20 protein-coding genes, 1 other RNA gene and 1 other annotated feature are annotated in these 21,011 nt (G+C 41.5%); of the genes, 17 read left to right on the top strand and 4 right to left on the bottom strand.

The genetic code is table 11. The features are described 5' to 3' along the window. Positions 1-65 precede the first annotated feature (65 nt). Positions 66-251: a hypothetical protein gene (locus tag BHF69_RS05850; protein WP_075670122.1), complete on the bottom strand. Its 186-nt coding sequence runs from the start codon at positions 249-251 to the stop codon at positions 66-68. Positions 252-371: 120 nt separating this feature from the next. Here BHF69_RS05850 and BHF69_RS05845 point away from each other — a divergent pair, with 120 nt between their 5' ends. Beyond that, positions 372-1,268 carry a DUF445 domain-containing protein gene (locus BHF69_RS05845; RefSeq protein WP_075670121.1) on the top strand — a complete coding sequence of 299 codons (897 nt, stop codon included), beginning with the start codon at positions 372-374 and terminating at the stop codon, positions 1,266-1,268. A 5-nt stretch (positions 1,269-1,273) separates the two neighbouring features. Here BHF69_RS05845 and BHF69_RS05840 read toward each other — a convergent pair whose 3' ends face one another. Genes BHF69_RS05840 through BHF69_RS05830 form a run of 3 tightly spaced genes read right to left on the bottom strand, consistent with a single transcriptional unit; the run spans position 1,274 to position 3,310 of the window. Further along, complete coding sequence (locus tag BHF69_RS05840) at positions 1,274-1,933, bottom strand: LrgB family protein (protein ID WP_075670120.1); 660 nt, start codon at positions 1,931-1,933, stop codon at positions 1,274-1,276. Between the two features lie 2 nt (positions 1,934-1,935). Further along, positions 1,936-2,319, bottom strand: coding sequence for a CidA/LrgA family protein (locus BHF69_RS05835; RefSeq protein ID WP_242946123.1), 384 nt, complete (start codon positions 2,317-2,319; stop codon positions 1,936-1,938). Further along, positions 2,306-3,310, bottom strand: coding sequence for a ribonuclease H-like domain-containing protein (locus tag BHF69_RS05830; RefSeq protein ID WP_075670119.1), 1,005 nt, complete (start codon positions 3,308-3,310; stop codon positions 2,306-2,308). The genes BHF69_RS05835 and BHF69_RS05830 overlap by 14 nt, the downstream gene beginning before the upstream one ends. 167 nt (positions 3,311-3,477) lie before the next feature. On the opposite strand from BHF69_RS05830, the gene ruvA reads away from it, so the two are divergent. From ruvA to tnpA, 16 genes are all read left to right on the top strand, one after another. Then, entirely contained in the window at positions 3,478-4,077 is a 600-nt protein-coding gene (gene ruvA / locus BHF69_RS05825; RefSeq protein WP_075670118.1) for a Holliday junction branch migration protein RuvA, read from the top strand. 12 nt (positions 4,078-4,089) lie between these two features. Continuing rightward, positions 4,090-5,091: a Holliday junction branch migration DNA helicase RuvB gene (gene ruvB, locus BHF69_RS05820; protein ID WP_075670117.1), complete on the top strand. Its 1,002-nt coding sequence runs from the start codon at positions 4,090-4,092 to the stop codon at positions 5,089-5,091. A gap of 15 nt (positions 5,092-5,106) precedes the next feature. Then, positions 5,107-5,505, top strand: a complete 399-nt coding sequence (zapA, locus tag BHF69_RS05815) for a cell division protein ZapA (protein ID WP_075670116.1) — start codon at positions 5,107-5,109, stop codon at positions 5,503-5,505. Further along, positions 5,498-7,882: a peptidase U32 family protein gene (locus BHF69_RS05810; protein WP_075671725.1), complete on the top strand. Its 2,385-nt coding sequence runs from the start codon at positions 5,498-5,500 to the stop codon at positions 7,880-7,882. Before zapA ends, BHF69_RS05810 begins: the two co-directional genes overlap by 8 nt. Before the next feature lie 8 nt (positions 7,883-7,890). Beyond that, positions 7,891-9,225, top strand: coding sequence for an FtsW/RodA/SpoVE family cell cycle protein (locus BHF69_RS05805; protein WP_075670115.1), 1,335 nt, complete (start codon positions 7,891-7,893; stop codon positions 9,223-9,225). Next, positions 9,203-10,705, top strand: coding sequence for a peptidoglycan D,D-transpeptidase FtsI family protein (locus BHF69_RS05800; RefSeq protein ID WP_083651111.1), 1,503 nt, complete (start codon positions 9,203-9,205; stop codon positions 10,703-10,705). The genes BHF69_RS05805 and BHF69_RS05800 overlap by 23 nt, the downstream gene beginning before the upstream one ends. 92 nt (positions 10,706-10,797) lie before the next feature. Then, positions 10,798-11,250 (top strand): NUDIX hydrolase, encoded by a 453-nt coding sequence (locus BHF69_RS05795; protein ID WP_075670114.1) that lies wholly within the window; start codon positions 10,798-10,800, stop codon positions 11,248-11,250. A 174-nt stretch (positions 11,251-11,424) separates the two neighbouring features. Beyond that, on the top strand, positions 11,425-13,188 hold the full coding sequence (gene dnaG, locus BHF69_RS05790) for a DNA primase (RefSeq protein ID WP_075670113.1): 1,764 nt from the start codon (positions 11,425-11,427) through the stop codon (positions 13,186-13,188). Between the two features lie 39 nt (positions 13,189-13,227). Continuing rightward, on the top strand, positions 13,228-14,436 hold the full coding sequence (gene rpoD / locus BHF69_RS05785) for an RNA polymerase sigma factor RpoD (protein WP_075670112.1): 1,209 nt from the start codon (positions 13,228-13,230) through the stop codon (positions 14,434-14,436). Between the two features lie 13 nt (positions 14,437-14,449). Further along, positions 14,450-15,139, top strand: coding sequence for a tRNA (adenine(22)-N(1))-methyltransferase (locus tag BHF69_RS05780; protein WP_075670111.1), 690 nt, complete (start codon positions 14,450-14,452; stop codon positions 15,137-15,139). Then, entirely contained in the window at positions 15,129-15,911 is a 783-nt protein-coding gene (locus BHF69_RS05775) for a Nif3-like dinuclear metal center hexameric protein (protein ID WP_075670110.1), read from the top strand. Before BHF69_RS05780 ends, BHF69_RS05775 begins: the two co-directional genes overlap by 11 nt. Before the next feature lie 18 nt (positions 15,912-15,929). Continuing rightward, complete coding sequence (locus BHF69_RS05770; RefSeq protein WP_075670109.1) at positions 15,930-17,579, top strand: nucleoside kinase; 1,650 nt, start codon at positions 15,930-15,932, stop codon at positions 17,577-17,579. A gap of 20 nt (positions 17,580-17,599) precedes the next feature. Further along, positions 17,600-17,946: RNase P RNA component class A (gene rnpB / locus BHF69_RS05765), an RNA gene on the top strand. A 166-nt stretch (positions 17,947-18,112) separates the two neighbouring features. Next, positions 18,113-19,282 carry a DUF1887 family protein gene (locus BHF69_RS05760; RefSeq protein WP_075670108.1) on the top strand — a complete coding sequence of 390 codons (1,170 nt, stop codon included), beginning with the start codon at positions 18,113-18,115 and terminating at the stop codon, positions 19,280-19,282. Between the two features lie 118 nt (positions 19,283-19,400). Further along, positions 19,401-20,027 (top strand): cell wall hydrolase, encoded by a 627-nt coding sequence (locus tag BHF69_RS13755; protein ID WP_242946121.1) that lies wholly within the window; start codon positions 19,401-19,403, stop codon positions 20,025-20,027. Between the two features lie 68 nt (positions 20,028-20,095). Beyond that, positions 20,096-20,330 (top strand) — a binding site (T-box leader). Between the two features lie 207 nt (positions 20,331-20,537). Next, positions 20,538-21,008, top strand: coding sequence for an IS200/IS605 family transposase (gene tnpA / locus BHF69_RS05750; RefSeq protein WP_075669051.1), 471 nt, complete (start codon positions 20,538-20,540; stop codon positions 21,006-21,008). The last annotated feature ends 3 nt before the right edge of the window (positions 21,009-21,011 follow it).

Here is a 21,011-nt window from a genome sequence, read left to right as displayed (position 1 = left end):
TTGTTAGAGATGGCTAAAGTGCTAAGTGACAGTAACTAATACCCATGGCATTCCTGAATTCACATTCATATATCGGACGGCGGCAAAAAGTGATAGATTTCATCATAAGATTCGTCTTCATAATCCGATAATGCTGGACGATATTTTAAGCCGGTACATTCAGTAGTAGAAGTATTGCCAGCATCAAAAAAGGCTTCGTCAATCTGTCTATTGATCAGTTGTTCCTGGTTATCTTTTTCTTTTCTTTTCATGATGCACCTCCACTGATAGTATCTCCGCAGACAAAAGATTTATCGATAGATATTGATTTTTTTTGAAAAAAATCTATAATAGGAGATTATGAAACAAAAAAGAAGAAAAGAGGAAAGAACATGAATCTTATGATGTTATCTGGCCCGATCATCGGGGCGGTTATTGGTTATTTTACAAATAGCATTGCAATAAAAATGATGTTTCGTCCGCTGCACCCGGTAAAAATCGGCAATTTTACCCTTCCTTTTACGCCGGGTATCATTCCAAAAGGACAGGGAAGACTGGCAAAAGCCATTGGAAAAACCGTAGGCGAACAGCTTTTAACAGAGGATGTTTTGACAAAACGGCTTCTTTCCGATGCCATGAAAGAAAAGGTAGTAGAGGAGACAGAGCAGTTTCTGAGAAAACAACAGGTCAATGAGAATTCTTTCAATGAGATTCTCTTATCTTATGCAAAGCAGGAGAAGATCAACGAGAAAAAGGATCAGATTGTAGAAGTCATCATGGAAAAAGTGGTCTATTATCTCAAAGAAGTACAGCTTGGAGATATTGTGGCCAATGAAGTATTAAATGCCGCAAAGCAGTACGTACAGGGCACTTTTTTGGCTATGATGATCAATGATGATATGCTGATGCCTATCGCACGGAAGATAGCGGAGCGGGTGGATGCTTACGTAGATGGAGACGGTATCTGTCTGATCCGTGGAGCAATCAATGCGGAAGCGGAAAAGCTTTTGAATCAGCAGGTTTCCGTATATGCCAATCAACTCGTGGAAGAAAAAGAATCCATAGAGAATGTGGTGCTGGCTGTATATGAATCCTTTATCAGAGAGCAGATGCATCGATTCTTGCAACAGATGGATTTGTGTCGGTTAGTGGAGGACAAGATCAATGAAATGGATGTGGCAGAGGTGGAAGAGCTGGTGTTATCCATTATGAAAAAGGAGTTACACTCTGTCATCAATCTGGGTGCTGTCATTGGATTTGTGATCGGATTGGTGAATATGGCATTTTGATGATTTTATAAAAATAACAACAAAATGACTGTAAGGATGCCAGAGATGCCAATGGCGATTCCGCTCATGGCTCCCTGAATTTCTCCAAGCTCTAAAGCTTTTGCTGTTCCGATAGCATGGGAACTGGTGCCGATGGCGATTCCGGAAGCAGAAGGATGCTCAATATTCAGGCAGCGGATCAGCCAGGAACAGAGAAGATTTCCGGTGATACCGGTAATGATCACGGCAGCCACCGTGATGGATGGAATACCACCCAAGTGTCTGCTAATATCCATTGCGATCGGTGTGGTTACTGATTTTGGAAGCAGAGTTCTGGTAAGGACAGAGCTGAGGCCGAACAAACGGCAGAGAAGCAGGATGCTCAGGATGGAGGAAAGAGAACCAGTAAAACAGCCGGCGATGACCGGAATTAGGGAGGAACGCAATAAATGCCGCTGGCGATAGATGGAAAGAGCCAGTGATGCAGTAGCAGGTGGCAGAAATAAGCTGATAATACGACCTCCTTTGTTGAACTGGTCAAACGAAATATTTCCTATGCTAAGAATGATAATGCAAAGGATCATAGAAAAAAGCAGAGGATTCAGATGGGAAAATGGTGGCTTTTTTTGAAGGAAGGCACCGAGATAGTAGGTAGTAAGTACCATGATAATTCCAGTCAAGATCATAATCAACGCCTCCGTTTCTGCCAGTTTAAGACTACCTTTACGGTGTAGGCGGTCACGGTAAAGGTAATGACTGTTGTAAAAACACAGATGAAAAGAAGAATGAAGATTTTTCCTTTCAGCAGAGAATATTCATTCATGATCGCTACGCCGGAGGGAACGAAGAAAAGTGCCATATGTTTGAGAAGAAAATCACATCCTTTTTCTATCTGGGCTTCTTTGATGATCCCTACCAGTAAGAGAAGAAATAGAAGGATCATACTTACAATAGAAGAGGGGAAAGAAAAGGGCAGCAGGGCGGCACATCCTTTCCCAATCTGACAGATAACAAAGAGTAAAAGTAGTTGTAGGAGCAATTTCATAATGTGACGATCGCTAAGATCTTCCATCCTTTCTTTCTAATAGTATCCAGGCGATGACATCGGACAAAAATTGTTTTAATGAATCTTCTTTTTGAAATGCTGGATGATGGAAGGAAAGCTTCTCATAGCAGGTATTCCAGGTTGCCTTTTGTCGGTAATCTCTGGGAACAAAGGAGGCCAGGCTTTTATGGATGGCCCGGTCTTCTACCGGAAGATAGTAATAATTCTTCACATCAGGATAATAATGCTTTAACCGGCCCTTTTCATCCAGAGGCATAATCAGTGTACCATACTGGTCGGTTACCAGAAGGCGGATGTCATCGATGGTGTAATCCAGTGGAAGTAAAAGCGGGCGGGAAAGGGAAAAGGTGAATACTGCTTTTCCATCGTCCGGGTGTTCTTTACTGATTCCACATGTGGATAGCTTTCCCTGTTTTAAGTCCAGATATGCAGGGATGGAGGAAAAATACCACAGAGCAAGAAGCGTTTCTTCATTATAGAGAAGAAGCGCTTTTTTCGTAGAAGCATCCTTCTTTTTTAGATATGTCTGGTATAATTGAATGCGCTTTTTACCAGTCATTGAGATGGTACGTTTAAATCCGATTTTCTGTTCCAGTGCTGTCTGGCGACAGGAGGAAAGGGCTAGAATCTTTCGGAAGGGATATATCATATCATAGTAATCCTTTGAAATCATAGTATCGATTGGATTGGTCAGACCATATTCTGCGGATTTTTTCTGAAGGAAGGGAAGAGAAAAGCGATTACCATAATGGGTGATGACTACCTGCCTGTGGGCAATCTCATCAAAGAATGAAATCAGCATATCCTTTTGTTCCAGACCGGATTCATTGAACCATTGCATGAGCATTAGCTGTTCGCCCTGGCGGAATCCGATGCCGATCATGGTAATGGAGGATACATCTGCCTGAAGGCCGGTAGTATCCAGACAAAGGAAAAAGGAATTCTCATCCAGGGTTCGTGGAACGGGACATGGGATTTGTTTTTTCGTGATTAGCATCGTAGGCCTCCTTTTTATCTTTTGCGTTTAGTATAATGGTTTCTGGGGTTTTTCGCAAGAAACAATTCCTTACGGACAAATGTTCGATAATATGATATACTATAAATACTTAGCAACGGCATTGGAGACGAAGAAGGGTGTTTCGTCTGCCGAATTGGAGGAAAAAGATGATTTCATATGTAAAAGGAACATTGACGGCCGTTTTTTTAGACGGTATTATTATAGAAAATCAGGGGATAGGTTATGACATTAAGACACCGGTCATGCCAGACAGGCTTCCGAAGATGGGAAGTCAGTGTATGATCTATACCCACATGTATGTACGGGAGGATGCCATAGGGCTTTATGGATTTCTGACAAAAGAAGAACTGGATACCTTTAAGCTTTTGATCGGGGTCAGTGGAATTGGCCCTAAGGTGGCACTGGCCGTACTTTCCACCCTTAGTGTTCGTCAGCTGAAGCTGGCAGTGTTAAGTGATGATACTAAGACCATATGTAAGACGCCTGGAATTGGTCCGAAGGGAGCCAAAAGGCTGATCATAGAATTGAAGGATAAACTGGAGATGGATGAACTTGAAGAAGAACCAATGCGGGAAGAACTGTTCCAGGAAGGGGCAGAAGATGTAATCTCTCTGACGGCACAGGCCCTGGTCAGCTTAGGATATTCCAATTCAGAAGCATATCGAAGTATCCAGGCGGTGGAGGGCCGGGATGAAATGGATACAGAGACACTATTAAAAGCAGCATTGAAGAATATGATTTTTTAGCAGGTGACAACAATGATCGATCGAATTATTACAACAGAATTTATGGATGATGATGTTGCCATTGAAAGCAACTTAAGGCCACAGCTATTACAGGATTATGTTGGCCAGGAAAAGGTAAAGAATAATTTAAAAGTTTTTATAGAGGCGGCAAAAAGCAGAGGAGAATCGTTGGACCACGTATTACTCTATGGACCTCCTGGCCTGGGAAAAACGACTCTTGCAGGAATTGTAGCCAATGAGATGGGTGTGAATCTAAAGATTACATCAGGACCAGCCATTGAGAAGCCCGGAGAGCTGGCAGCAATTCTGAATAATCTATCAGAGGGAGATGTGCTTTTTATTGATGAAATCCATCGTTTGAACCGACAGGTGGAAGAGGTGCTTTATCCAGCAATGGAGGATTTTTCCATTGATATTGTTATTGGAAAGGGACAGGCAGCAAGATCCATTCGACTGGATCTGCCTCATTTTACTTTGATTGGAGCCACAACAAGAGCAGGTATGCTGACCGCACCTTTGAGAGACCGGTTTGGAGTGGTAAATAGACTGGATTTTTATACCACAGAGGAGCTTACATCCATTGTAGAAAGATCAGCACAGGTGCTGGATGTTTCTGTGGATGAACAGGGGGCTATGGAGATCGCAAGGCGTTCCAGAGGGACACCAAGACTTGCCAATCGCCTGTTAAAAAGAGTCAGGGATTTTGCACAGGTACAGTTTGATAGCTTTATTGATGAGTCAGTGGCCAGAATCGCATTAAATCAGCTGGAAGTGGATGCGCTGGGACTGGATCAGGTGGATCGCAATCTGTTAGAGACCATGATCGAGAAGTTTGAAGGGAAACCAGTGGGACTGGATACGCTGGCAGCGGCTATAGGAGAGGATTCAGGTACCATTGAAGATGTATATGAACCATATCTGATCCAGAATGGGCTGATTCAGAGAACCCCTAGAGGAAGGGTCGCAACCAGGCGGGCCTATGAACATTTTGGAATGACCATGCCGGAGGAATAGACGGGAGGCGATACGATGGGAAGGAATACAATTGAAGTAATCATTAATAAGAAAGTATACCGTTTGAGCGGGACAGAAAGCGAAGAATATATGCAGATGTTGGCGAGACATATTGACCATAAGATGGCGGAGCTTTCTGCATCTGCAGGCTATGATAAGATGACTTCCGAGTACCAGAATCTTCTTCTGGCACTGAATCTCGCCGATGATTATTATAAATGTAAAGAAGAAGTAGACAGCATGGATAAAGAAGCTGCTGGAAGAGAACGGCAGTTTTATGAGATGAAGCATGAGATGATCGATACTAAGATCCAATGTGAGACATTGGAGAAGCTGGTATCAGAGTATAAGAACCAGATTACGGAACTACAAAAAGAAATTATCCGTTTGGAGCAGAGGAATGCCAATGAATAAGAAAAATGATAACCATCAGATTCCAGATTTTATAGAAGTACTTTCCCCGGCGGGTTCCTTCGAGAGCTTGAAGGCAGCCATACATGCGGGTGCCGATGCCGTATATTTAGGTGGGCATAAGTTTGGAGCCAGGGCATTTGCAGACAACTTTGATCTGGAGAATATGAAAAGGGCCATTGATTATGTGCATTTACATGGAAAGCAGATTTATATGACGGTCAATACCCTGTTTAAAAATGAGGAGATAGAAGAATTGTATGACTATCTTCTGCCGTATTATCAGGAAGGGCTGGATGCTGTCATTGTACAGGATGTGGGAGTGGCGGAGGTGATTCGCAGGGAATTTCCTGGAATGGATCTTCATGCCAGTACCCAAATGACTGTGATGGGAGTGGAAGGAGCAGCCATGCTGGAAGAACTGGGCTTTCGCCGGGTTGTGCCAGCCAGAGAATTGTCCCTGGAAGAAATTTCAGATATCAGGCAAAAAACCAATTTGGAGATAGAGACATTTGTCCATGGAGCACTTTGCTTTTCCTATTCCGGACAGTGTCTGATGAGCAGTATGTTAGGAGGAAGAAGCGGGAATCGTGGCCGTTGTGCACAGACCTGTCGTCTTCCTTACGATTTGTATGGCAGTGGAAAAAAGATGAATAAAGGCGGAGAACAATATCTGTTAAGTCCAAGGGACTTGTGTTCTCTGGAGATTTTGCCACAGGTCCTGAGAGCCGGTACCAATTCTCTTAAGATTGAAGGAAGAATGAAGCGGCCGGAATACGTAGCGGCAGTGACCAGACAGTATCGCAGGTATGTAGACCGATATCTTTCTGATCCAAAAGGATTTCAGGTACAGAAAGAGGATATGCAGGAGCTTTTGGAGCTGTATAATCGAGGGGGATTTACGAAAGGATATTATCTGAGTCATAATGGAAGAGAGATGATGTCCATGAAACGGCCAAATCATATGGGCTATTATGTCGGAAAAATCAAAGAAATCAATAAGAATAAGATATGTTTTCTTTGTGAAGCTCATATCCACAAGCAGGATATTTTAGAAATTTCCCTTCCGAATAAAGAAAAGGTGGAACTGACTTCTCCAGTAGATGGGAAAAAAGGCTCGCTGATTATTTTAAATGCGAAGCAGATAAAAAGACTGCGAAAGGGGATGCCGATTTATCGGACAAGAAATCAGACATTGATTTCTAATATTCAGGAAGAAGTAATTCAAAGAGAAAAGAAAGAAAATCTTAAGGGAAATATCATTTTTTGCATAGGAAAACCTGTTATGATGCAGGTAAGGTATGGAAACCTAACAGCGACTGTAACAGGCGATGTGGTCCTAGAAGCAGAAAAGCAGCCGGTCACCAGAGAAAAGATCATGGAACAGGTGACAAAGACCGGGCAGACACCATTTACATTGGAAATTACCCATGTGGATATGGATGAAGGTGCGTTTCTTCCGATGGGCGCCCTCAAGGCTTTAAGGAGAGAAGCTTTAAAAGCGATGGAGGAAAAGATCATTAGACAGAAGTATCGGGATATACCGGTTAAGATGCAGACAGACCGGGAATCCGTCTGTCACATGCCGAAGCGACATCAGATCATTGCTTCTGTATCTAATCTGGAACAGGGAAGGGCAGCACTTACCTCAGAGAAGGTGGATGCCATTTATATGCTGGGTGAGGCGATACCATTTGAGCAGTGGGAAGATTTTTCCAAACAGTGTATTCAAGCAGGAAAAGAGATTTATTATGCTATGCCATATGTTTTTCATAAAAAGGCAGGAAGAGAATGGAGAACCTGGCAGGAATTGATCTGCCATGGAAGCCATCATGGAATTCTTGTAAGGACTATGGATGAATTTGCATTGCTTCGCAGTTTTTGGGATTTTGACAAGACCATGGTACTGGCATCGTCCTTGTATGCCTATAATAAAGAAGCACTGCGCTTTTATAAAGAGCAGGCAGGGCATAAGGTAAGGATCACACTTCCAGCAGAGCTGAATGAAAAGGAACTACTCAGTCTCCAGGAGCCATATGCAGACTTGGTGGTATATGGATATCAGCCGTTAATGATCAGCGCCCAGTGCCAGACGAAAAATCATCTGGGATGTAAAAAGAAAGAAGAAAAGCTTACGTTAAAAGATCGATATCAGAAGAATTTTTATGTTCGAAATTATTGTCGTTATTGTTATAACGTTATTTATAATGGAGATCCGTTGCTGTTACTGTCCATGCAGAAAGAACTTTCAAATCTGCAGGTGGGCGGATATGTCTATCAGTTTACCATTGAAAATGCCGAAGAGACAAAGGCAGTTTTGGAAGGCAGATTTGAGAATAAGAAGTATACGAAAGGTCATTTCAAAAGAGGAATTGAATAGGTAGAAAAATGGTTAGTTTAATTACAATTATATCAAAATATTTGATTTTAATCCTGTGCTTCGTTTATACTCTTTCTAGTTTTACAGTATTTCGGAGCGGAAAAAAGGAAAAGATGACAGCAGTTTTAGACAATCAGGTCTGGTATTTATTTTCCTTTCATTTTGTCTGTTACTTTGTGTTGTTCATTCAGACGTGGGAACTTAAGATACTATTCTTCTTTGCAGCCCAAATCGTATTTTTTGAATGTATCATGCTTTTGTATCCGAGGATTTATCGGCGATGTTCCAGAAAACTGGTAAACAATATGTGCTTTTTACTTGGAATTGGATTTATTATGCTGACCAGATTGTCTTTTGATCTGGCCATACGCCAGTTTGCCATTGTGGCAGTTTCCTTTCTGATTTCTGCAGTGATTCCGGTTTGCATTGAGAAGATGTCTTTTCTCAATAAGCTGGGATGGGTATATGCGATTTTGGGATTTTTATTTTTGGCTACCGTCTTTGTCTTTGGCGTGAGTAAGAATGGGGCTACCAACTGGATCAGTATAGGAGGAATCGTCCTTCAACCATCAGAATTTGTAAAGATTATTTTCATCTTTTTTGTGGCCTCTATGCTGAGCAAGGCAAAGGAATTTAATGATCTGGTAAAAATTACCGTAGTTGCCGCGCTGTATGTATGTGTGCTGGTAATTGAAAAAGACCTGGGAGCAGCATTGCTGTTTTTCATGGTTTATATGATGATGCTCTATTCGGCTACAGCCAAGCTTTCCTATCTGCTGGCGGGATTTGGATCTGGTGCTGTGGCATCCGTCATCGCTTATTTTATTTTTGGACATGTGAGAGAACGTGTTATGGCATGGAAAGATCCGTTTTCTATTATTGCCGGTAAGGGATGGCAGGTATGTCAGTCTTTGTTTGCCATCGGAACCGGAAGCTGGTTTGGATTGGGGTTGAATCAGGGAAGGCCTACCGATGTGCCAATTTATGAATCTGATTTTATATTTTCCGGTATTTGTGAGGAATTTGGTGTGCTGTTCGGACTTTGCGTTATATTGATCTGCTTAAGCTTATTTTTGTCTTTTATGCAGATTTCTACAAGAATCAAAGGACTATTTTATAAATTATTATGCCTGGGATTTGGTGTATGCTATATTTTTCAGGTGTTTTTATGCATCGGTGGAGTGACCAAATTTATTCCTTCTACAGGAATTACTCTTCCGTTGGTCAGTTATGGAGGAAGTTCGGTAGCCAGTACATTGATCATGTTTGGCATCGTACAGGGATTATATATGATTTCCAATAAAAAAGAGGTGATAGAGGATGAGCCTGTGGAAGAAGAATAAGAAGAACGAAACAGAGAAACTGGAAGATATGCTTCAATATGAAGATCCAAAGCAGTCTGTAAGAAAGAAGAAAAAAGCCAATACACAGATTTTACAGATTACCTATCTGGTCGTGCTTTTATTCCTGGGACTGATCATTTATATGGTGAAATTTACTATGTTTGACAGCAGCAGTGTAATTTCCAATGCATATAATAAGCGTCAGAATTCCTTCTCTGAGAAGGTCATTCGTGGAAAGATCATCAGCAGCAATGGCAAGGTTTTAGCTCAGACGGTGATGAATAGCGATGGCAATGAGGAGCGGGAATATCCATATGGGAGGATGTTTGCTCATGTAGTGGGATTTGATAAGAAAGGAATGTCTGGACTTGAGAGTTCCTATAATTATCAGCTGCTTACCTCCAATTCTAATTTATTTATGCAGATTCGAAATTCTCTGACAGGAGATAAGAATACAGGAGACGATCTGTATACTACTTTGGATACCCGAATACAGAAGGCGGCCTATGAGGCTTTAGGAGACCGAAAAGGGGCAGTTATTGCCATAGAACCGGATACGGGAAGAATTCTTGCCATGGTGTCCAAGCCTGATTTTGATCCCAACAACATTGAAGATGTATGGGCGAGTCTCAACGAATCTTCTGAGTCCGTCCTGCTCAATCGAGCCACACAGGGACTATATGCTCCGGGATCTACTTTTAAGGTAGTAACGGCGTTAGAATATATGAGGGAACATAGCGATTATCAAAATTTCAGCTACCAGTGTACCTCTACGATTATCAAAAACAGCAATAAGGTCAGTTGTTACCATGGAACGGCACATGGCCGGGTGAATTTGACGCAGGCTATTGCAAAATCATGTAATACGGCATTTGTAGAACTGGGAAGTGATCTAAACCGCAAAAAGTTCCGAGTGCTGGCAGAGGATCTTTTATTCAATCAGAAGATTCCTGTAGATGTAGCCAGCAAGAAGAGCAGCTTTGTTGTAACAAAGAGTACGGACCGGAGTCTGATGCCTCAGACGGTTATCGGGCAGGGAAATACCCAGATCACACCGCTGAATAATGCTCTGATCATGTGTGCCATTGCCAATAAGGGTGTGATCATGAAACCTTATCTGGCAGACCATATTGAAAATTATAATGGAGGAACCATTAAGCAATATGAGACTTCTGAATATAAAAAGGCATTAAACGAGGAAGAAGCGGATGCCATGAAAGAGATGCTCAAAGCAGTTGTTACGGACGGAACAGGATCTGCATTAAATACTTCTGCATATACGGTGGCAGGAAAAACAGGGTCAGCAGAATATAATTCTGCTAAGGATTCTCATGCGTGGTTTATCGGTATGTCCAATGTAGAGGACCCGGACCTGGTAGTCAGTGTTATTGTAGAAGGTGGCGGAAGTGGTGGAGCAGCAGCGGCTCCAGTAGCCAAGAAGGTTTTTGATTCCTACTATAATAATGGTTTAAATCATTAAAATTTAATAAAAACACTTCCCATTTATTGAAAAAACATAGGCAAATGATATAATGATTATTAAGGAACACTTGCAGTTACAGGAGGTTTGCTATGACAGAGGCAATTAGCTGTGGCGGGGTGGTAATTTATAGGGGAAAGGTACTTCTTTTATACAAGAATTATAAGCATAAGTATGAAGGCTGGGTACTTCCGAAAGGAACAGTGGAAGAAGGAGAAGAATTTCAGGAAACGGCTCTAAGGGAAGTCAAGGAAGAGACTGGAGTGGATGCATCCATCATAAAGTACATTGGGAAAAGCCAATACTCTTTCCGCACTTATAATGATACGGTTGTTAAGAATGTACATTGGTATCTGATGATGGCACATAGCTATTATTCAAAGCCCCAGAAAGAGGAGTACTTTTTAGATTCAGGATATTATAAATATCACGAGGCCTATCATATGTTAAAATTTCCTAATGAACGACAGATTTTGGAAGATGCATATCGGGAATACACCGAATTGAAGAGAAGTAATCTGTGGGGAAATAAGAAGTATTATTAAGTAAGAAGACGTGAGAAACTCCGGGAGCATGCATTCCCGGAGTTTTTCTATCCTGGGATTTCGGTGCCTGAACTGGAAGAATACAAATTCAGAAAAAAAAAGGAATACAGCATTTTTTGTAGAATAATATATATTAGAGGGATGATTCTAAGGTTACAGCAGGGAGGTGGGAAAATGTTTTATTCAGATGATCTTATAGAGGAGGTACGAAGCAGGAATGATATTGTGGACTTGATTTCCGGCTATGTATCTCTTAAGAAAAAAGGCAGTTCTTATTTTGGCCTGTGTCCATTTCACAATGAGAAATCACCCTCATTTTCTGTCAGTAGAGATAAGCAGATGTATTATTGCTTTGGTTGCGGGGCAGGTGGCAATATTTTTACATTCCTGATGGAATATGAGAATATGACATTCCCAGAGGCCATGCAGATGCTGGCGGATCGAGCAGGAATTGAACTGCCAGAGCAGGAAACATCACAGGAAGCCAGAAGAGCAGCGGATGAGAAGGCAAGACTCAGAGAGATGAATAAGCTGGCAGCCCAGTATTATTATGTATTACTCCACCGGGACAGAGGAGAGAAGGGGCTTCGTTATCTACAGCAGAGAGGCATTTTGGATGAGACCATCCGCCATTTTGGATTAGGGTATGCGGATATTTATCGAGATGATCTATATCAGTTTTTAAAACAAAAAGGATATACCGATGAGGAGATGAAGAACTCTGGATTAGTCTCCATTGATGAAAAGCATGGAGGCAGCGATAAATTCTGGAATCGTGTTATGTTTCCCATTATGGATGTGAATAACCGGGTCATTGGATTTGGAGGACGTGTCATGGGAGATGGCAATCCGAAATATCTAAATTCACAGGAGACAAAGCTTTTTGATAAGAGCAGAAATTTATATGGTTTGAATTTTGCCAGAAGTTCCAGAAGAAAAGAACTGATCCTGTGTGAAGGATATCTGGATGTCATATCCATGCATCAGGCAGGATTTACCAATGCAGTGGCTTCTCTGGGAACCGCATTCACCAGCGGGCATGGTGTATTGTTAAAGCGTTATACAGACCGGGTGGTATTATCCTTTGATAGTGATGATGCTGGGATCAGGGCGGCCAACCGGGCCATTCCGATCTTGAAGGAGGCAGGATTGTCCATTCGGGTATTGGATTTAAGTCCCTATAAGGATCCAGATGAATTCATCAAAGGAGCAGGTGTGGAAGCGATGGAAGAGAGACTGCGCCAGGCAAAAAGCAGTTTTATGTTTCAGATGGATCAGATTGCAGGAAAGTATCGCATGGACGATCCGGAAGACAAGACAAAGTGTTTTCATGAGATGGCAAAGCAGTTGGCAATGATTGAGGAGCCTTTGGAGCGCCGAAACTACATTGAGGCAGTTTCCACAGCCTATCTTGCATCCAGAAAGGAACTGGAGCAGCTGGTAAATCATTATGGAACGCTCGGAATTTCACAAAAACAAGAAAGCATAAAGCCAGTTCGTCAGACAAGCCAGAAGGAAATGAGAGAGGAGAGTAAAAAGCAGCCTCAGAAACTATTATTGACGTGGCTGGTCAATGAACCGGTGCTGTTTCAACGACTGAAAGGGATCTTGACGCCAGATGATTTTCTGGAGCCAATGTATCATTCTGTAGCTATGATGTTGTTTGGACAGTACGAAGAGGACGGACAGGTTTGCCCGGCAAGGATCATTAATCAATTTGTGGATACAGAGGAACAGAAGCAGGTTGCTGGACTGTTTAATACTACCTTAAAGATGGCACCTATGCCAGAGGATAACGAAAAAGCCGTTACCGATATTGTAAGAAAGGTAAAGTTAGCCAGTATAGAAGCGAAAATGAGTCGTTCCAATGACATCTTAGAATGGCAGGAGTTAATCAAAGAAAAAGCAGATATTATGAAATTGCATATTTCTTTATAGTTTGGTTAAAAATATCAGAGAAATGGAAGGATGAAGAACATGGAAGAAACAATGTTAAAGTTCACCCAGAAACTAGAGGAACTTGTAAAATTAGGAAAAAAGAATAAAAATACGCTGGAATATTCACAGGTAGAAAAGCATTTTGCAGGATTTAATCTGACTCCAGATTTGATTGAAACCATTTATGCCTATCTGGAAGAAAAGGGCATTGATATGCTGACGATCACAGAAGATGATGACGATATGGAAGTGGATCTGGAAGATGAAAACATCGAGGAAATTGATATTTCTGTGCCGGATTCCGTCAGTATTGAAGATCCTGTCCGCATGTATTTAAAGGAAATCGGAAAGGTTCCTCTGTTAACAGCAGAAGAAGAAAAGGATCTTGCTCAGACTATGGAAGAAGGCGTAAAGGCCAAAGAAGAGATTGAGAAGATAGAAGTAGTGATGGCGGAAGCCAGTGAAGAAGAAAAGGTCGTTTATGAAGCCAAATTAAAAGAATATCGTCGTCAGGTAGAAGCCGGGGAACGGGCAAAGAAGAAACTGGCAGAAGCGAATCTTCGTTTGGTAGTCAGCATTGCAAAACGTTATGTGGGACGAGGCATGCTGTTTTTAGATCTGATCCAGGAAGGAAATCTGGGTCTGATCAAAGCGGTAGAAAAATTTGATTATGATAAAGGGTTTAAATTCAGTACCTATGCAACCTGGTGGATTCGTCAGGCGATTACCCGTGCCATTGCAGATCAGGCAAGAACCATCCGTATTCCAGTTCATATGGTAGAGACCATCAATAAATTGATCCGCGTATCCCGCCAGCTGTTACAGGAATTAGGAAGAGAGCCGGCACCAGAAGAAATTGCAGCAGAGATGAACATGCCGGTAGATCGTGTCAGAGAAATCTTAAAGATTTCTCAGGAGCCTGTTTCTTTAGAAACACCAATTGGCGAAGAGGAAGACAGCCACTTAGGTGATTTCATTCAGGATGAAAATGTACCGGTACCTGCAGAAGCGGCTGCATTTACGTTATTAAAGGAACAGCTGGTAGAGGTTCTTGGAACCCTTACGGAAAGAGAACAGAAGGTATTATGTCTCCGTTTTGGATTAGAGGATGGACGTGCACGTACATTGGAAGAAGTTGGAAAGGAATTCAACGTAACAAGAGAACGTATTCGTCAGATTGAAGCAAAAGCACTTCGCAAATTAAGACATCCTAGCCGAAGCCGTAAATTAAAAGATTATCTGGATTAAAATGGTGAAATCTATGGAGTTATCAAAGCGTTTACAGACAATTGCAGATATGGTTTCCGAAGGAAATCGTCTGGTAGACATTGGGACAGATCATGGATACATACCAATTTACCTGATTCAGAAAAATCGCATACCGTCTGCTCTGGCCATGGATGTAGGAAAAGGGCCACTGGAACGGGCGAAAGCGCATATTCAGGCATACTGCTTAGAAGAAAAGGCAGTATGCCGTCTTTCTGATGGATTTGAAAATTATCAGGATGGAGAGGCTGACACCGCTGTCATTGCCGGTATGGGCGGAGACCTTATGGAAAAGATTTTGTCAGGTGGACGGGAGAAGCTTCCAAAAGAACTGATTTTACAACCTCAGTCTGAATGGTTTAAGGTTCGTCGCTTTTTAAAGGAGAATGGCTATATCATAGTCCGGGAAGAAATGTTGATCGAGGATGGAAAGTATTATGTGGCTATGAAAGCGAAAAAGGGAGAGGGAGCTTCCTTTGGAGCGGTAGAGGAAGCGTATGGTCCATATCTGTTAAAGGAAAAGAATCCGGTATTGAAAGAATATCTGAATGGAACGATTGCATCTTATGAAAAAATCATGGAGCAGCTAGAGAAGGTTGAAACCCCATCGGCAAAGAAAAGAAAGTTAGAAATTCAGGCACAATTCGTTCAGTTGAAAGGAGCATTGGCATATTATGAAAGGTAAGGAATTAATGGAGCTGTTAGAAGCATTTGCACCGAAGCAATATGCCTGCTCCTGGGATAATGTAGGACTTCTGGTAGGAAGAAGTGATCAAGAAGTGAAAAAGGTTCTGGTGGCTTTAGATGCAACCAATGAGGTGGTAGACAGGGCTGTAGAAGAAGGAGTGGATATGATCATCACCCATCATCCGGTACTTTTCTCATCCATCAAAGCAATCAATGATCAGGACTTTATGGGGAGAAAGCTGTTGAAGCTGATGGAGAATCAAATTGCCTGTTTTGCAATGCACACCAACTTTGATGTGATCGGCATGGCAGATTTAGCGGGATCCTATCTTGGATTTCCAGAAGATGCCAGACCGCTAGAGGTAACCGTAGAAGAAGAGGATAGGGTGGAAGGCATCGGAAGGGTCTCTACGCTTCCAGAACCAATGAACCTTGGTCAATATGCGGAATTTGTGAAGAAGGCGTTAAAGCTGGAACATGTACTGCTTTTTGGGAAAGAAGAAAAGCAGGTTTCTAAGGTAGCGATCTCTCCAGGCTCCGGGCGCAGTATGGTGAAGGAAGCATTGGCATGCGGTGCAGATGTATTGATCACAGGAGATATTGGGCATCACGAAGGGTTGGATGCTATGGATATGGGATTGGCTATCATTGAAGCAGGGCATTATGGAACCGAGTATATTTTTGTAGATTATGTGGCAGAATTTCTTAAAGAGAAGACTTCTTTGGATGTGATTGCTGTCAAAGCAGGGAGTCCTTATAAAGTAATCTAGTGTACTGGAGGGATTTAGATGATTCGTGTAACAGTAAAAGACCGTATCTATCAGGTCGAAGAAGGAACTACGTATGAACAGCTGTCAGATCAGCTGGGCTTGTCAGACTGTGCCATGTTGGCTCAGCAGAATCAAAAATTAAAGGAACTACAGATGGAAATAAAAGAGGATGGGGAGATAGAATTTTTGACCGCATCCAGCGGACCAGGATATCTGACATATAAAAGAAGCGCCAATCTGTTGTTTTTTAAGGCCGTATATGATGTGCTGGGAGATAAGGATCATCTGAATGTTACTATTTTACATTCCGTTGGAAATGCTCTTTTTTATGAATTAAATCGAGAAGATAAGATACTCTTTAAAGACCTGGCAGAGCAGATTCAAAATCGCATGACAGAACTGGTCAGCATGGATCTTCCGATACAGAAGTTTACCATGGGGACACAGGATGCAGTGGATCATTTTGGAAAATTAAAGCGATATGATAAAGTAGAGCTATTAAAATATCGCAGATCCTCCAAAACCAATCTTTACCGCATTGATGATTATGAGGATTATTTTTATGGATATATGCTTCCTCGTACGGGAAAGCTGAAATATTTTCAGGTGGATACTATGGGGCAGTATCTGCTTTTACGGCTGCCCAAAAGAGAGGAACCAGAAAAAATTCCTCCATTGAAGCCTCAGCCGAAGCTGCTTCGCGTGTTGCAAAGATCGAAGGAATGGTCAAAGACCATGGGAATTTCGGATGTTGGATCCTTAAATGATGTCATTACCAGAGGAGAGATTCAGGAGCTGATTCTTGTCCAGGAGGCACTCCAGGAGAATCTGCTCAATAAGATTGCAAGAGAAATTGTGGATAAGAACAAACGAATCATACTGATCGCAGGTCCTTCTTCATCTGGAAAGACGACCTTTTCCCATCGGCTTGCCATTCAGTTAAAGATTCACGGTTTGCGTCCGCATCCGATCTCACTGGATGATTTCTTCCGAGATCGTCACTATTCTCCGAAAGATGAATATGGCAATTATGATTTTGAAAGCATTGAATGTCTGGATATTCCTCTATTTCATCAGTGCATGATGAATCTTCTGGATGGAAAGGAAGTTGTGATGCCGCGGTATAATTTTATCACCGGTATCAGCGAAAGAATGGAAAAGCCTCTAAAAATCCAGAAAAATGATGTGTTGATCATTGAAGGAATTCACGGACTAAATGAAAAGCTGTCAAAGGATCTTCCGAAGGAATGTAAGTATAAGATATATGTCAGCGCCCTTACGCAGCTGGCCATCGATCAGCATAATCGGATACCGACCACAGATGGCAGATTGATCCGGAGGATTGTCAGAGATGCACAATTTAGAGGCGTGGATGCCAGATCCACCATTGCTCGTTGGCATTCCGTCCGGGCTGGAGAGGAACGAAACATCTTTCCTTATCAGGAGGAGGCCGATGTTATGTTCAATTCTGCACAGGTATATGAATTGGCTGTCTTAAAACAATATGCAGAGCCGTTATTATTTGCTGTTCCAAGGGATTCTGTCGAGTATCAGGAAGCCAAAAGGTTGTTAAAGTTTTTTGATTATTTCTTAAATGTCAAAAGTGAAGATATTCCAAGAAGCTCTATTTTGCGGGAATTTATCGGTGGAGGTTGCTTTCAGGTCTAAATTATGTTAAAATATGATTTCGAGTCAGATAAATGGTCGCGCCTGCTTGTTGGCAGGTGAGGAAAGTCCGGGCTTCACAGGGCAGGATGCCGGATAACGTCCGGTGGAGGTGACTCCAAGGAAAGTGCAACAGAAATAAACCGCTTCCTGCATTTGCCGGAAGTAAGGGTGGAAAGGCGAGGTAAGGGCTCACCGCCTGGCTGGTAACAGGCAGGGCACATGTAAACCCCATTCGAAGCAAGACCGAATTGAGAACCATAAGCTTGCCCGGCTTGTTCTCAGGTGGGTCGCTGGAGCTTGCTGGTAACAGTAAGTCGAGATAGATGATCATTCAAGACATAACCCGGCTTATCGTCTGGCTCGTCTTTTTGCTGATGACGAGAAAAAAGCATAAAACAGAAAAAACTGTCGGAGTTCCGGCAGTTTTTTATTACATAAAGAAATTCCTTGAATTTCTTATAGTTGTTCTATTTTAGATAACATATTATAATAAGCTTATAGAGAGGAAAATGCAAAAAGACAGGAGATGAAATATGAAGAAGAAAGTAGAATGTCTTATAGAAATATTCGATCAGGAACATCTAAATGAAAATATTGGTGGATGTCTGTTATATCACCCAGATACATTTTATATCCTCTGTCCTACGACAGTGGACAGGAGAAAGAGAAAGGGTCTGTTGGACTTTCTTTCCCAATATAGCCCGGAAACCAAAGTGATCGTGATTCCTGTAGAAGTATCAGGAACAGATGCAGTCAGAGAAGAAATTAGAGTCTGGATGAATGAAGTATTCAAGAATCATTCAGAAATTTTGGTAGAAATCTGTGGTGGAGATCCTCTGCTGAACATTGCTGTGTTTTATAACTGTATTGTGCGTGGGATTCCGACGATCAGCATAGATTATCAACGTGGAATCGCATCTAACTGGGAAGATGGAGAGGAATATGCAGGAGATTTTGAGCCGATGGATCTGACTTTGGAGATGATCGTTCAGTTAAATGGAGGCTGCATCGAGAAGAATATGCATCGTATTCCAAAAGAAATCGATTATCAGATCATTTTAGAATGTGCGGTTTTCATATTAAAAAATCAAAAAGAATATATGCGTTATTCCCAGTATCTGCAGAATTGCATGCGTAAAAATGAACTGCACGATGCATTGGCAGTGAAAACCAGCAATGCGCAGGTGGTTCAAAATAATATTACTGTATATGCAGATAAAAAGTGGTTTTTCAAGATGGAAGAATTTGGACTTTTGAAGGATGTTTGTATTGGAGAAGAGGAAATCTCTTTTACTTATACCAGTCCGTTTGCAAAGGAATCGCTGCTGGTCACTGGGAGCTGGCTTGAAATGTATGTATACATTGCGGCTTGTCTTTCCCAAGAATATGATGAGGTCATGGAAAGTGTGATTTTGGATTGGAATGGAGTTTTGGGAGAAGACTTTGATGTTAAGAATGAGATCGATCTGCTGATTCGGAAAAAGAATACGCCAATCTTTATTTCCTGTAAGATGAGAAAGATCAATGCAGTGGATTTAAATGAAATCAAGCAATATGCACAGAGGTTTGGTGGAGACGGTGCAAAGGCAGTCATCATTACGACCAACGAGATCAATCAGAAAGAAATGACCATAAAAAATCGTGCAGAAGAAATGGGAGTCATCGTGGTGGACAAAAATGATTTGGATTTATCCCATTCCTAGAATAAAAAACAATAAATTGTTAAGAATATAAGTAAAAGTAATGAACAAAATGTAACATATTTGAAAGAAAACCTGCATACAATTTAATTAGTACATAATGAAAAGGAAGTGTATGAACATGAAATATAAATTGTATGCCAAGCTGGCGCTTGCTGGCGGATTTCTAATCGCATCGGCTGTGCCGTCCAATACCTTTGCAAATACAATGGAACAGGAGTTTTATCCATTGGCAGCTGTCAATTCTTATGAGACCATATTGGATGAACAGCTGTTAAAGGAAGCAAGGCCATTACAAAAATCGTTGAATATGATCGACGTTACCGCAAAGAGCGAGGCATTTCCCGCAAGACGCATTTATCAGATTTCGGATCAGGAGTTTCGAATTCTATCTAGAATCGTGGAAGCTGAGGCCACGGATAAGGATATGAAAAGCAAGATTTTGGTAGCCAATGTGGTCATTAATCGATGGAAATCCAAAGAATTCCCGGATAGCATAGCGGGAGTAGTCTTCCAGAGAGATCATGGTGCAGTACAATTTTCTCCTACTGCCGACGGAAGATATGATTCGGTGAATGTGACAGAGAGTTCCAGAGAAAGTGTGGATCGGGCGCTAAAGGGAGAGGATTATTCTCAGGGAGCATTGTACTTTGTGGAACGCTCGCTGGCGGATCCGGAAAACGTCAGCTGGTTTGACCGTAGCCTGACCCGTCTGTTCGAATATGAGGGACATGCCTTTTATAAATAATGGATAAGATTTGAAAATTTAGGATTGACAAATAAAAGAAATGGTCTTAGAATAAAAACAACAAATAAATCAAACCGTTGAAAAAGAGTAGTAGATAATGTGTGAACGTTAAAGAGAGCTGTCGTTGGTGAGAATACAGCACGGGAACTTTTATTGAATGGACTTTTGAGGGTATCTTTGAAGTTAGTAGGAGATGCCGGGATTCTAACCCGTTATCAAGTGGACATATATGATAGTATATGATAAAGTGGATATTCAATGATCAATTTGAGTGGTACCGCGGAAGAAATTTTCGTCTCAAGCTATAAGATATAGCTTGGGATTTTTTTGTTAGGCTTTAAGCCTGTTCATCATTGTGGAGTTTCTCAGGCAGAGAAACGAAACTTTGAGGAACAAAGAAACCACCGGCTCAGCCGGTGAGTCAGCATTGCTTCAGCTTACAGTAAAAAACCTCCAATGATATAATTATGTTGGTTCGCCAACCACATAAAATCAAAGGAGGTTATCCAAATGGATATTAGTAGTTTATCACATACAAAATGGAATTGTAAGTATCATATTGTTTTTGCACCAAAATATAGAAGAAAAGTGGCATACGGAAAGTTAAAACAAGATATAGCTAATATTCTGAGTATGCTATGCAAAAGAAAAGGTGTAGAAATAGTGGAGGCAGAAATCTGTCCAGATCATGTACATATGCTGGTGAGGATTCCGCCAAGTATAAGTGTTTCAAGTTTTGTAGGGTATTTAAAGGGAAAAAGTACACTCATGATATTCGAACGACATGCAAATTTAAAGTATAAATATGGAAATAGACATTTCTGGTGTCGAGGATATTATGTAGATACTGTAGGGAAGAATGCAAAGAAAATACAAGAGTATATTCAAAATCAGTTAAAAGAGGATTTAGAATATGATCAAATGACACTAAAAGAGTATATTGACCCGTTTACGGGTGAGCCAGTAAAAGCAAATAAATAAAAT

Origin of the sequence: Anaerostipes sp. 992a (genome assembly GCF_001940245.1) — a bacterium.
In the GTDB taxonomy this organism is placed as follows: domain Bacteria; phylum Bacillota; class Clostridia; order Lachnospirales; family Lachnospiraceae; genus Fimousia.
This window is presented reverse-complemented; position numbering and strand designations above follow the sequence as displayed.

What these genes read in the sequence shown, in the direction of transcription:
- BHF69_RS05850 (WP_075670122.1), bottom strand. Translation starts at nt 251, where the DNA reads ATGAAAAGAAAAGAAAAAGATAACCAGGAACAACTGATCAATAGACAG.
- BHF69_RS05845 (WP_075670121.1), top strand. Translation starts at nt 372, where the DNA reads ATGAATCTTATGATGTTATCTGGCCCGATCATCGGGGCGGTTATTGGT.
- BHF69_RS05840 (WP_075670120.1), bottom strand. Translation starts at nt 1,933, where the DNA reads ATGATCTTGACTGGAATTATCATGGTACTTACTACCTACTATCTCGGT.
- BHF69_RS05835 (WP_242946123.1), bottom strand. Translation starts at nt 2,319, where the DNA reads ATGGAAGATCTTAGCGATCGTCACATTATGAAATTGCTCCTACAACTA.
- BHF69_RS05830 (WP_075670119.1), bottom strand. Translation starts at nt 3,310, where the DNA reads ATGCTAATCACGAAAAAACAAATCCCATGTCCCGTTCCACGAACCCTG.
- ruvA (WP_075670118.1), top strand. Translation starts at nt 3,478, where the DNA reads ATGATTTCATATGTAAAAGGAACATTGACGGCCGTTTTTTTAGACGGT.
- ruvB (WP_075670117.1), top strand. Translation starts at nt 4,090, where the DNA reads ATGATCGATCGAATTATTACAACAGAATTTATGGATGATGATGTTGCC.
- zapA (WP_075670116.1), top strand. Translation starts at nt 5,107, where the DNA reads ATGGGAAGGAATACAATTGAAGTAATCATTAATAAGAAAGTATACCGT.
- BHF69_RS05810 (WP_075671725.1), top strand. Translation starts at nt 5,498, where the DNA reads ATGAATAAGAAAAATGATAACCATCAGATTCCAGATTTTATAGAAGTA.
- BHF69_RS05805 (WP_075670115.1), top strand. Translation starts at nt 7,891, where the DNA reads ATGGTTAGTTTAATTACAATTATATCAAAATATTTGATTTTAATCCTG.
- BHF69_RS05800 (WP_083651111.1), top strand. Translation starts at nt 9,203, where the DNA reads ATGAGCCTGTGGAAGAAGAATAAGAAGAACGAAACAGAGAAACTGGAA.
- BHF69_RS05795 (WP_075670114.1), top strand. Translation starts at nt 10,798, where the DNA reads ATGACAGAGGCAATTAGCTGTGGCGGGGTGGTAATTTATAGGGGAAAG.
- dnaG (WP_075670113.1), top strand. Translation starts at nt 11,425, where the DNA reads ATGTTTTATTCAGATGATCTTATAGAGGAGGTACGAAGCAGGAATGAT.
- rpoD (WP_075670112.1), top strand. Translation starts at nt 13,228, where the DNA reads ATGGAAGAAACAATGTTAAAGTTCACCCAGAAACTAGAGGAACTTGTA.
- BHF69_RS05780 (WP_075670111.1), top strand. Translation starts at nt 14,450, where the DNA reads ATGGAGTTATCAAAGCGTTTACAGACAATTGCAGATATGGTTTCCGAA.
- BHF69_RS05775 (WP_075670110.1), top strand. Translation starts at nt 15,129, where the DNA reads ATGAAAGGTAAGGAATTAATGGAGCTGTTAGAAGCATTTGCACCGAAG.
- BHF69_RS05770 (WP_075670109.1), top strand. Translation starts at nt 15,930, where the DNA reads ATGATTCGTGTAACAGTAAAAGACCGTATCTATCAGGTCGAAGAAGGA.
- BHF69_RS05760 (WP_075670108.1), top strand. Translation starts at nt 18,113, where the DNA reads ATGAAGAAGAAAGTAGAATGTCTTATAGAAATATTCGATCAGGAACAT.
- BHF69_RS13755 (WP_242946121.1), top strand. Translation starts at nt 19,401, where the DNA reads ATGAAATATAAATTGTATGCCAAGCTGGCGCTTGCTGGCGGATTTCTA.
- tnpA (WP_075669051.1), top strand. Translation starts at nt 20,538, where the DNA reads ATGGATATTAGTAGTTTATCACATACAAAATGGAATTGTAAGTATCAT.